This is a genomic window from Paenibacillus sp. (assembly GCF_031177825.1).
Lineage (GTDB): Bacteria > Bacillota > Bacilli > Paenibacillales > YIM-B00363 > Paenibacillus_AE.
Genome location: NZ_JAPSKE010000019.1, coordinates 95,850 through 106,724 on the forward strand (window position 1 = coordinate 95,850; position 10,875 = coordinate 106,724).

The 10,875-nt window shown below is 58.8% G+C and carries 10 protein-coding genes and 1 pseudogene; 9 read left to right on the forward strand and 2 right to left on the reverse strand.

Going from position 1 to position 10,875, the window contains the following annotated elements:
• Positions 1-8: 8 nt before the first annotated feature.
• The 8 genes from RIN49_RS19885 (at position 9) to sdaAA (ending at position 8,355) form a co-directional block, all read left to right on the forward strand.
• Positions 9-719, forward strand: coding sequence for an N-acetylmannosamine-6-phosphate 2-epimerase (locus RIN49_RS19885; protein ID WP_309121889.1), 711 nt, complete (start codon positions 9-11; stop codon positions 717-719).
• Between the two features lie 190 nt (positions 720-909).
• Positions 910-1,770, forward strand: coding sequence for a MurR/RpiR family transcriptional regulator (locus RIN49_RS19890; RefSeq protein WP_309121890.1), 861 nt, complete (start codon positions 910-912; stop codon positions 1,768-1,770).
• A gap of 27 nt (positions 1,771-1,797) precedes the next feature.
• Complete coding sequence (locus RIN49_RS19895; RefSeq protein ID WP_309121891.1) at positions 1,798-3,375, forward strand: FAD-dependent oxidoreductase; 1,578 nt, start codon at positions 1,798-1,800, stop codon at positions 3,373-3,375.
• Complete coding sequence (locus tag RIN49_RS19900) at positions 3,372-4,217, forward strand: Gfo/Idh/MocA family oxidoreductase (RefSeq protein ID WP_309121892.1); 846 nt, start codon at positions 3,372-3,374, stop codon at positions 4,215-4,217. The genes RIN49_RS19895 and RIN49_RS19900 overlap by 4 nt, the downstream gene beginning before the upstream one ends.
• A gap of 404 nt (positions 4,218-4,621) precedes the next feature.
• Positions 4,622-5,638 (forward strand): NAD-dependent epimerase/dehydratase family protein, encoded by a 1,017-nt coding sequence (locus tag RIN49_RS19905; RefSeq protein WP_309121893.1) that lies wholly within the window; start codon positions 4,622-4,624, stop codon positions 5,636-5,638.
• Positions 5,638-6,699 carry a dihydrodipicolinate synthase family protein gene (locus tag RIN49_RS19910; RefSeq protein WP_309121894.1) on the forward strand — a complete coding sequence of 354 codons (1,062 nt, stop codon included), beginning with the start codon at positions 5,638-5,640 and terminating at the stop codon, positions 6,697-6,699. The genes RIN49_RS19905 and RIN49_RS19910 overlap by 1 nt, the downstream gene beginning before the upstream one ends.
• A gap of 91 nt (positions 6,700-6,790) precedes the next feature.
• Positions 6,791-7,474, forward strand: a complete 684-nt coding sequence (gene sdaAB, locus RIN49_RS19915; RefSeq protein WP_309121895.1) for an L-serine ammonia-lyase, iron-sulfur-dependent subunit beta — start codon at positions 6,791-6,793, stop codon at positions 7,472-7,474.
• Entirely contained in the window at positions 7,471-8,355 is an 885-nt protein-coding gene (sdaAA, locus tag RIN49_RS19920) for an L-serine ammonia-lyase, iron-sulfur-dependent, subunit alpha (protein ID WP_309121896.1), read from the forward strand. Before sdaAB ends, sdaAA begins: the two co-directional genes overlap by 4 nt.
• 138 nt (positions 8,356-8,493) lie before the next feature.
• Here sdaAA and RIN49_RS19925 read toward each other — a convergent pair whose 3' ends face one another.
• Entirely contained in the window at positions 8,494-8,859 is a 366-nt protein-coding gene (locus RIN49_RS19925; protein WP_309121897.1) for a helix-turn-helix domain-containing protein, read from the reverse strand.
• A gap of 233 nt (positions 8,860-9,092) precedes the next feature.
• Positions 9,093-10,094 (reverse strand): YheC/YheD family endospore coat-associated protein, encoded by a 1,002-nt coding sequence (locus RIN49_RS19930; protein ID WP_309121898.1) that lies wholly within the window; start codon positions 10,092-10,094, stop codon positions 9,093-9,095.
• Positions 10,095-10,488: 394 nt separating this feature from the next.
• On the opposite strand from RIN49_RS19930, the pseudogene RIN49_RS19935 reads away from it, so the two are divergent.
• Positions 10,489-10,875 (forward strand): annotated as a pseudogene (locus RIN49_RS19935) (collagen-like protein); the annotation flags it as partial.

Sequence of the window (10,875 nt, forward strand, 5' to 3'; positions counted from 1 at the left end):
AGTCGACCATGAGCGAATTGATCAAACAACTAAGTCAAGGACTAATCGTCTCCTGTCAGGCACTGGAGGACGAACCGTTATACGGGGCGGACATCATGGCCGCAATGGCGTTGGCTGCGCAGCAAGGCGGCGCCCGCGCCATTCGCGCCAATTCTCCGGAAGACATCGCAATGATCAAGAAGAAGTGCTCCTTGCCTGTAATCGGGCTATATAAGAAGAGTTATCCGGATTGCCCGGTCTATATTACGCCTACGATGGCGGAGGTGGATGCCGTAGTTCGGTCCGGGGCCGACATCGTCGCCCTTGACGCTACCATGCTCGAACGCCCGGACGGCGTAACGGCCGAGCAGTTGATCGCTGCCGTTCGCGACCGCTTCCCCGGAATGCCGATCCTCGCGGATGTTTCCACTTACGATGAAGGCGTTCATGCCATGGAACTAGGTGTGGAGCTAGTTTCGACCACTCTCTCCGGGTATACGCCTTACAGCAGGCAGCAAGACGGTCCGGATCTGGAGCTGGTCGAAAAACTGGCGAATTTGAAACGGACTCCCGTCATCGCGGAGGGGAAAATCTGGACGCCGCAGGAATGCGTGCGCTGTTTCGGAGCAGGAGCATATGCCGTCGTCGTTGGCACGGCGATCACCCGCCCAAGAGAAATCACCAAGCGGTTTTTAGATCAAATCGATACGGAGCGAATCCGCATTTTGCGTTCCGGTTGATCCAGCCGTACCGGACATATGAGACCAAGCACGCCGAGGTTACGCCGCTCCTGGCCGATCACGACCCGAGCGAAACCTGTTTATCACGCTGCTGGTGATGCCTCGCAAGTATGGGAATATACAAAATGGGAGGTGCTATAATTAAGCGTTGCTCGCTTCTCCGGAATTCAGAAGAAGGAAGGAATAGGGTATGAAGAAGACGCTCCACAGCAGTCCGCTCTTCCTGATGATCGAGAGCGTGTACCCCTCGCTGACGAAGGCAGAGCAGAAAGTAGCCGATAAAGTGTTGGCCGAACCGGAAGAGGCGGTATTCTACACGATCACCGATTTGGCCGAAAAGTCGGAAGTGGGCGAGACGACCGTCATCCGGCTTTGCCGGAAGCTGGGGTTTAAAGGCTACCAAGAATTTAAGCTGTCCGTCGTGCAAAACGTATCGTCGCCGACCGAGCGCATTCACGGAGACATCCAAGAGGACGACAGCTTGCTGACGATCGCCCAAAAAATCAGCAATCTCAATACGCGAACGATTCAAAACACGACCGCGCTATTAAACGAAGAAAGCTTGCACCGCTCCGTTTCCTTGCTCAGCGACGCGAACAAAATTTTCTTTTTCGGCGTCGGATCTTCGGGAATCACCATTCGGGACGCAAAATACCGCTTTATGCGACTAGGTTTTAATGTGGAGGCCGAGACGGACGCTCATATCATCGCAATGAACGCCTCGCTGGCCGCGAAGGGAGACGTGGTCGTCGGCGTCTCCGCGTCGGGCAGCACGAAGGATCTCGTGGATGCGATCCGGATCGCGAAGGGCAACGGCGCGGCCGTCATCTGTTTGACGAACCACATCCGGTCTCCGATCACGCAATACGCCGACGTCGTTTTGCTCGGCTCTTCCAGGGAGAACCCCCTTCAAGGCGGCGCCTTCGCTTCGAAGCTTGCGCAAATTCATATTCTGGACATTCTCTCCACGGGGCTTGCGTTTCGGCATAAGGAGAAGACGTACGACGCTTTGGAAAAAACCGCGAAGTCGGTACTCGATAAGCTGTACTAAGGTATATGAGGTCTAGGGGGAACTCGAATGGAGCGAATCGAACGGAAGGCCGACGTGATCGTGTTAGGCGGCGGAACGGGAGGCTGCTTGGCGGCGCTTGCGGCCGCGAAAGCGGGCATGCGCGTGGTGATGACGGAGGAAACCGACTGGTTAGGAGGGCAATTGACGAGTCAGGCGGTCCCTCCGGACGAACACCCGTGGATCGAGGAATTCGGATGCACGGGAACGTACCGGGAATTTCGAAAGAGGGTGCGCCGATATTATCAAGATCATTTCCCAATGACCGACGCGGCCAGGAGCGACGAGCGCTTGAACCCGGGGAACGGCTGGGTCAGCCGCTTATGCCACGAACCGAGGGCGGCGCTCCAAGTCCTGGAGGATATGCTTGCTCCCTATATCCACAGCGGACGGATTGAGGTGTTCCATGGCTTTCGACCGGAGAGCGCATCGGCCGCAGACGATCGGATAGAGTGGGTATCCGTCAAGAGCGACGATGACGCTCGGGGGATGGTGCTGCGAGGAAGTTATTATGTGGATGCTACGGAATGCGGCGACCTGCTTCCGCTCGTCGGCGCGGAGTATGTGACGGGAGCGGAAGCCCGAAGCGAAACCTCGGAGCCTCATGCGCCGGAACGAGCCGACCCGCAGGATATACAAGCTTTTACTTACGTGTTTGCTCTCGATTACCTCGAAGGCGCCGACTTCACGATCGAAAAGCCGGAGCAGTATGATTTTTGGTCTCGTTATGTGCCCGCCTTCTCCCGCTATCCGCTCCTGAGCTGGCATGTGCAGGACGTCAATAAATCCGATCGAATGAAAACCTTCTCCTTCCTGCCGGACGGAGCGGATCCGATGCCGCTGTGGACGTACCGGAGGGCGATCGATCGTTCGCTCTTCGAGGGAACGTACGAAAGCGATATCTCCTTAATCAATTGGCCTCAGAACGATTATTTCCTAGGTTCGATCATCGATGTGCCGCCGGAAGAACGAGCGAAACATCTGGAAGGCGCTAAACAGCTCAGCCTATCGCTGCTTCACTGGCTGCAGACGGAGGCTCCTCGCCCTGACGGCGGCGTCGGCTATCCGGGTTTGCGGCTGCGCGGCGATGTCGTCGGCACCCGGGACGGACTGGCGAAATCCCCGTATATCCGGGAATCCCGCAGAATCAAGGCCGTGTATACGATTACCGAAAACGATGTGAGCAAAGAAATCCGCAAGGAGCAAGGCATCCGTACCTATGACGACAGCGTCGGCGTAGGGAGCTATCATCTGGACTTGCATCATACGACAAAAACGCAACGAAGCTATTATATTCCGACATACCCTTACGAAATCCCGCTAGGGGCGCTGCTGCCAATACGGATAAAGAATTTGCTTCCCGCCTGCAAAAACATCGGCACGACCCAAATTACGAACGGCTGCTACCGCCTCCACCCGACGGAATGGAATATTGGAGAAGCTGTCGGCTGCTTGGCCGCTTACTCCATTCGCAATCAGGTTTCTCCGCACGAAGTACGGGAGAATCGAAAGCATCTGCAAAGCTTCCAGAGGTGGATTCAAGAGCAGGGCGTCCAGATCCATTGGCCGGCGGGGATGGAGTTATGACGAAGACAATAGGATTCATAGATTATTTTTTGGACGAGTTCCATGCCAACGCTTATCCGGAATGGATCGAACAAGCTTCCGGGGGAGCCGTGAAAGTGGCATACGCGTTCGCTTTGACGGACAAGGAGGACGGATTGAGCAATACCGAATGGTGCCGACGGCACAACGTGCAATGGATCGATTCGATAGAGGAGGTCGTTCGGTTAAGCGATTATTTGATCGTGCTGTCCCCGGATGATCCGGAACACCACGAATCCTTGTCCCAACTGCCCTTACGGTTGGGGAAGCCGACGTACATCGACAAGACGTTCGCGCCGGATCGCGAGACGGCGTTGCGGTTGTTCGAGCTTGCCGAACGTCATGGTACTCCGATGTTTTCTACGTCCGCTCTGCGCTACGCAACCGAATTTGCGGGGGTACGCAAGGATGGCATCGAAGCGGTCGCCAGCTGGGGTCCGGGCCGGTTCGCCAATTACGGCATTCACCAAATCGAACCGGTCGTTACCCTCATGGGCAGCGATCCTAAGCGCGTAAAGTTTATCGGCACGGCCAACGCTCCCGCGCTCCTGATCGACTTTGGCGGAGGAAGGCAGGCATCGATTCATCACTTCGGTGGGGACTGTCCGTTCATGATGGCCGTTCAACAGGAGTCCGGAACGTCGCAGATATTGAAAGTGGAGTCGAATTTCTTCGGGACGTTCATCGAGAAGCTAGTGGAATTTTTTCGGACCGGCCGGCCGCCGGTGGAACGGGCCGAGACGGTTGCGGTCGTCACGATCATCGAGTACGGAATCAAGGCGGCTGCCGTCCCCCATCGATGGGTCGATTTGCCGCAGGGGTAACGGAGAGCTGCGACGAGGACCGTCTCGACGCGTTCGTGCAAGCGGCGAACGAGCACGGAAGAGTCATCCCACTAGGATCGAGCGGCAAACCTTCATGTGAATGATCGCTTCGCAAGTTGGAGCGGTCTTTTTTACATATGGGAAAAGTATAAAAGTGCGTACCAGGGCATAGCGGCTCTGGAGCTTGTCCCCGCGCTCCTTCTACTGGATTGACCTTCGCTCAGCCCAACGGACGCGAAGGAATTACTCATCGTGCGCGAGCTCTCCGCCATCCCGCCAGCCCTGCGCGTATCGCCCTCGGACCGCTATTTAAAGACAATTAAAAGATTTGTCTCTAATTCTCGCAACGAGGTATGATGGGTCTATAAAAGCCGCATAGCGGAACACGAGAGGGGAACACCGCGATGAGAACGATCGAAGAACTGGAAGCGAAGCTGGCGGAGCCGTCGGCGCAACTGATCGAGGATATGAAGAACATCGAGGGAGATATCATGCTGCTCGGGGTCGCCGGCAAGATGGGACCGAGCCTTGCCCGCCTCGCCATGAACGCGATCCGCGCCGCCGGCGTGAATAAACGCGTCATCGGAGTCTCGCGCTTCTCCACGCCGGAAACGCGGGAGGAACTCGAAGCCGCGGGCGTCGAGACGATCCCCTGCGATCTGTTGAACGACGAAGCGCTGCAATCGCTGCCCGATTGTCCGAATATCATCTACATGGCGGGCAACAAGTTCGGCACGACCGGCCGCGAATGGTTTACGTGGGCGATGAACTCGTACCTGCCGGGCCGCGTCGCGGAGAAGTATAAGAACTCCCGCATCGTCGTGTTCTCCTCCGGCAACATCTATCCGTTCACGCCGGTGGCGCACGGCGGCGCGACGGAAGCGACCCCTCCGGGTCCGATCGGCGAATACGCGCAATCGACGCTCGGCCGGGAGCGGGTGTTCGAATACTTCTCGAACACGTACAATATTCCGATGGCGATTTATAGACTCAATTACGCTATCGATCTTCGATACGGGGTGCTTCTCGAGGTCGCGAAGTCGGTCAACGAGGGCAAGACGATCGATTTATCGATGGGCCATGCGAATGTCATCTGGCAGGGCGACGCGAACGAAATCGCGATTCGATCTCTCCTGCAGTGCAGCTCGCCGCCGAATATTCTGAACGTCACGGGTCCGGAGACGCTGTCGATGCGCTGGCTTGCGAAAGAGTTCGGCAAGCGGCTCGAGAAGGAGCCGGTGTTCGTCGGCAAGGAATCCGAAGAAGCGCTGCTCAACAACGCTTCGAAGTCGTTCCAGCTGTTCGGCTATCCGAAGGTTTCGACGCTGCAGATGATCGACTGGATCGCGGATTGGGTGAAGCAAGGCGGTTCGACTTGGAATAAGCCGACGCACTTCCAAGAGCGGGAGGGGAAATATTAATGCGTAAGAATCTTACACCGGAGCTGCTCAAGGCGCTGCATGAAGGTCTCGCCATTCCGGCGCACCCGCTGGCGCTCGACGAGAACCGGAAGCTGGACGAGAAGAGTCAACGGGCGTTAACGCGTTATTATATGGCTTCGGGCGCGGGCGGCATCGCCATCGGCGTGCACTCGACGCAGTTCGAAATCCGCGATCCCGAAATCGGCCTGTTCGAGCCGGTGCTGCGGATGGCGGCGGAAGAAATCGAGAAAGCGAAGCTCGACCGGCCGTTCTTGAAGGTCGCGGGCATCTGCGGACCGACGGAGCAGGCGCTCGCGGAGACGGACGTCGCGGTTCGTCTCGGCTACGACGTCGGCCTGCTCAGCATGGGCGGGCTCCAAGGCTGGACGGAGGAGCAAATTCTCGAGCGGACGCGCGCCGTCGCGGCTCGCATTCCGGTGTTCGGCTTCTATCTGCAGCCGTCCGTCGGCGGACGCATCTTCAGCTTCGAGTTCTGGAAGGCGTTCGCGGACATCGACGGCGTCGTGGCGATCAAGATGGCGCCGTTCAACCGGTACCAGACGATCGACGTCGTCCGCGCGGTATGCAGCTCGAAGCGCCGCGACGAAATCGCACTCTATACGGGCAACGACGACAACATCGTGATCGACCTGCTGACGACGTACCGGTTCGACATCGACGGCGTTACGGTCGAGAAGTCCATCGTCGGCGGCTTGCTCGGACATTGGGCCGTATGGACGAAGAAGGCGGTCGAGCTGCTCGAGGAGATCAAGGGCGTGCGCTCGAACGGCTCGATTTCCGCGGAATGGCTGACGCGGAACGTGCAAGTGACCGATACGAACGCGGCGTTCTTCGATCCGGCGCACGGCTTCGCCGGCTGCATCCCGGGCATTCACGAAGTGCTCCGCCGGCAAGGGCTGATGAAGGGCACCTGGTGCCTCAATCCGCACGAGGAGCTGTCGCCGGGGCAAGCCGAGGAAATCGACCGGATGTACCGCGATTACCCGCACCTGAATGACGACGATTTCGTGAAACAGCATATACTGGAATGGATGAAGTAACGGAGAAGGCGTTACGAGAGAGGGTAACGGCGCGATAGGCGCGTTCCCCCGGGCGGGAGCGCCGGACGGGGAGACAGGAGGAAGAGACGGCATGCGGTTTAAAGATGTGTTTTCCATCATCGGTCCGTCGATGGTCGGACCGTCCAGCTCTCATACGGCCGGAGCGGCGCGCCTCGGGCGCGTCGCCCGGCAGCTGCTCGGGGAGGCGCCGGCTCGCGCGGAGATCGTGTTTTACGGCTCGTTCGCGGACACGTACCGGGGACACGGCACCGATCTCGCGATCGTGGGCGGCTTGCTCGATTGGGCGACCGACGATTTGCGGATCGCGCAATCGTTGCAGCATGCGGAAGCGGCGGGACTGTCGGTCTCGATCAAAGCCGGCAAGGCGGTTACGGCGCACCCGAATACCGCGAAAATTATGCTCGGCGGCGCGACGCGGACCGTGGAACTCCTCGGCGCGTCGATCGGCGGCGGCAATATCGAGGTGCACGCCGTGGACGGCTTCGACGTGAAGTTCATCGCCATGTACCCGACGCTGTGCGTCTACCATAAGGACCGGCCGGGCATGCTGGCGGAGATGACGGCGGTGCTCAGCCGCGCCGGGGTCAACATCGGCCACATGGACGTCGACCGCAAGGGCCGCAACGGCGAAGCGATGACGGTGTTCGAGGTCGATACGCCCGTCGCCGGCGAGCTGCTCGCGGAGCTGGGCCGGCTGCAGGACGTGTCCGACGTACGGCTCGTCGACCTGGAAGCGGGCGTGGGCGCGACATGAGATTCCGCACGCTGAAGGGGCTCGCCGCGCTGTGCGGCGAGCAGGACGCGACCATCGCGGACGTCATGATCGCGGATCAAGCGGCGGAGTCCGGGCGGCCCGCGATTGATGAGTTCGCCAAGATGGCCGAGTATTGGGCCGTCATGAAGGAAGCGGTGCGCCGCGGGCTCACCGAGGACACGACGTCGCGCAGCGGCCTGACGGGCCGCGACGCCCAGCGCGTCATGACGCGCATCGAGGCGGGCGACGTCGCGCTCGGCGGCGAGGCCGGACGGGCGATGGCGTACGCGCTGGCCGTGTCCGAGGTGAACGCGTCGATGGGCCGCATCATCGCGACGCCGACGGCCGGCTCGTGCGGCATCATCCCCGGCGTGTTCGTCTCCGCGCAAGAACGTTACGGCTGGGACGACGCGAAGATGACGCGCGGCTTGTTCGCCGCGGGGGCGATCGGGTATGTCATCGCGAACAATTCGTTCGTGTCGGGCGCCGAGGGCGGCTGCCAAGCCGAGGTCGGCTCCGCGATCGGCATGGCCGCAGGCGCGCTCACCGAGCTGCGCGGCGGGACGCCGGAGCAGTCGGTGCACGCCGTCGGGCTCGCGCTGAAGAACACGCTCGGCCTCATCTGCGATCCCGTCGGCGGGCTCGTTGAAATTCCGTGCATCGTCCGCAACGGCTTCGGCGCCGTGACGGCGCTCGCGGCGAGCGACATGGCGCTGGCCGGCGTCCGCAGCGTCATCCCGTCCGACGAGGTAATTCAGGTCATGCTCGAGGTCGGGACGTCGATGCCGGAGAAGCATCGCGAGACGGCGAAGGGCGGCCTCGCGCAGACGCCTACGGGCAAGAAAATCATGAAGGATTTGTACGGGAAGAAGCGTAAATAAGGCGCGGATCGCGCGCCACGGCAACGGCCGTCGCTCTCCATCGGGAGGGCGGCGGCCGTTTTTTTCGGGATGTCGTGCGGATCGAACGCATGCGAACGGGAAGTTTTCCGTTTAAAGTCCGACAGGGGGGCCTGCCGCCTACTCCTCCGACTTCGAGCCGCCGCCGCGAGCGCCGCCTTCCTGGCGGTATTCGCTCGGCGTCAGACCGGTGAACTTCTTGAACATCCGGTTGAACGAGTTCAGGTTCTGATACCCGACGCGCGCGGCGACGTCTTGGATTTTCAACCCCGACGCGCGGTCGAGCAGCTCCCTCGCCTTCCGGATGCGCACGTCGTTCACGGCATCGAGGAAGTTCATGCCCGTCTTCTCTTTGAAGTACGTAGACAAGTAGCCGCCGGTGATGTCCAACTTCTCCGCGATATGGTAGCAGGCGTCCGTCAGCATCCTCGCGAAGAACGCGTTAAGCTCCTCCAGGCTGTGCACGTCTTTCAAATACTTCTTCACGCCTTGCACCCCTTCCGCGCCGAACGGAGGGATGTGCATGGAGGCGAGCGATTTACCTCGAAGGCAACGCGATCGTCCACTGGTCGGTGCATGGCGTCGCGCCGCCGCCCCCGAGCGCCGTCTCCGTCGAGGGCGGCAACGACCCGAGCGCGATTTCGCACGAGAAACGCCACTCCTTACGGGCCGCGAAATCCGAATGGACGAATAAGTTGCATATAAAGAGGCGCCGCGCTTTAGCGGTCGGCGCTCTTTTCGTTTTCCTGTTGAGATAGATAATACGCATACTCCAGTGGTTTTTTATGAATAAGTTTTTTATATTTCACGCACGAAGGGGCGTTGTATATATTTTTTTGGGGTTTTCCGTTTAGTTCGATAATCCATAGCTTGCTTTGTTCGTCGATCGCAAAATCAACGCTGATTTCTCCCAGCGAGCCCAAGCGATTTTCTGCTGCTTGCGCGGCCGTAATGCTTACCTCATGCAGGAAGTGAAGGATTTTATTCGTCTCTTCCGGGGAGAGAAATTGCGGAGCGACTTTCTCGAAATCGCGAACGGCATTACACATACTCGTGTTAAAGTAATGCTCGTAAGCCACTCTGCAGGTTACGGCGGACACCGTCCACTCCCCGATTCGCCCTTTTTGGACAAGAACCCTGATATCGAAAACGTGTTTATTCAGCGGTTTCATGCGAATTCCTTGTTGAACCACGTATTTTTCTCTTTCAAAAAGATCGTCTATTCGTTTTTGTATATTTTCTTCTTTTCTGCAAATATATTTTGGGGCCAAGCTGTGCAGCGAGATGTGAATATCGCCGTTTTCTTTGAGCTCGACTCGATGTACGGACGTCCCTTTACTTCCATAAAGAGGTTTTACATACACCAATCGATATTTATTGATAAGTTCCAATATATTCTCTTGATTTAATAAAAAAGTATCTGGGACTAAGGAGTGGAGAGCGGACTGTTTCAAGAGGCTGTGGAGTTCCCATTTATTAAAATAGTTAATGGTATTAAAGCATTTGTTCCTGCCAATCGACTGCTCCAGTCGTCGAATGGTTATTTTCTTTTTGTTAAAACTCCGGTTATAGACGGCATGGGGAAACGGGAATGTGCGCTCCATCCACCGACCCTTCATCCGGGTCAGACCGATAATACGCTGCTCCTTCCATTGGATATCGGCCGGGGAAAAGGTGAAGAGTCTTAGGTTAAGGTCATGATATTTTTGATAAAGCTCCAATGTTTTCTTTCTGCGGTTCCTCTTCGTAACTAAAATTCCTACTAGAGGGCGACTCTCCATTCCATCACATCCACTTCATCGATTTTCTTTTGATATTTAATGCGGGCATAGACATATTGCTATGGGGCATTCACATAGGGTTTATGCCTAAATTTTACAATTGTATGGGTGTTTGCTGTGCTTCTTTGGTCAAATGTTCCGTATGCTGAAGTACATTTGACACAGGGGAGATGAGCTGATGGGGAAATGCGATTGTCCGCCGGGACCTCCGGGACCTGAAGGTCCTCGAGGGCGTAGGGGGCCGAGAGGGCATAGAGGGCCGGCAGGCGAACCCGGGCCGGAAGGGCCGGAAGGTCCGCGAGGGTACAGAGGGCCGACAGGAGAAACCGGGCCGATGGGGCCGGAAGGGCCGGTAGGGGAACGAGGTCCTGCGGGACCGATGGGACCGGAAGGGCCTGAGGGGCCGGCGGGAGCGACAGGGCCGGCGGGACCGATGGGACCGGAAGGGCCTGAGGGGCCGGCGGGAGCGACAGGGCCGGCGGGAGCGACAGGGCCGGCGGGACCGATGGGACCGGAAGGGCCTGCGGGGCCGGCAGGAGCGACAGGGCCGGCGGGACCGATGGGACCGGAAGGGCCTGCGGGGCCGGCAGGAGCGACAGGGCCGGCGGGCCCGATGGGACCGGAAGGGCCTGCGGGGCCGGCAGGAGCGACAGGGCCGATGGGACCGGCGGGACCGGAAGGGCCTGCGGGGCCGGCAGGAGCGACTGCGCCGGCGGGCACT

Bases quoted from the DNA above. Each gene is read 5' to 3' on its own strand.
- RIN49_RS19900 (WP_309121892.1), top strand. From the start codon at position 3,372: ATGACGAAGACAATAGGATTCATAGATTATTTTTTGGACGAGTTCCAT.
- RIN49_RS19895 (WP_309121891.1), top strand. From the start codon at position 1,798: ATGGAGCGAATCGAACGGAAGGCCGACGTGATCGTGTTAGGCGGCGGA.
- RIN49_RS19910 (WP_309121894.1), top strand. From the start codon at position 5,638: ATGCGTAAGAATCTTACACCGGAGCTGCTCAAGGCGCTGCATGAAGGT.
- RIN49_RS19890 (WP_309121890.1), top strand. From the start codon at position 910: ATGAAGAAGACGCTCCACAGCAGTCCGCTCTTCCTGATGATCGAGAGC.
- RIN49_RS19905 (WP_309121893.1), top strand. From the start codon at position 4,622: ATGAGAACGATCGAAGAACTGGAAGCGAAGCTGGCGGAGCCGTCGGCG.
- sdaAA (WP_309121896.1), top strand. From the start codon at position 7,471: ATGAGATTCCGCACGCTGAAGGGGCTCGCCGCGCTGTGCGGCGAGCAG.
- RIN49_RS19885 (WP_309121889.1), top strand. From the start codon at position 9: ATGAGCGAATTGATCAAACAACTAAGTCAAGGACTAATCGTCTCCTGT.
- sdaAB (WP_309121895.1), top strand. From the start codon at position 6,791: ATGCGGTTTAAAGATGTGTTTTCCATCATCGGTCCGTCGATGGTCGGA.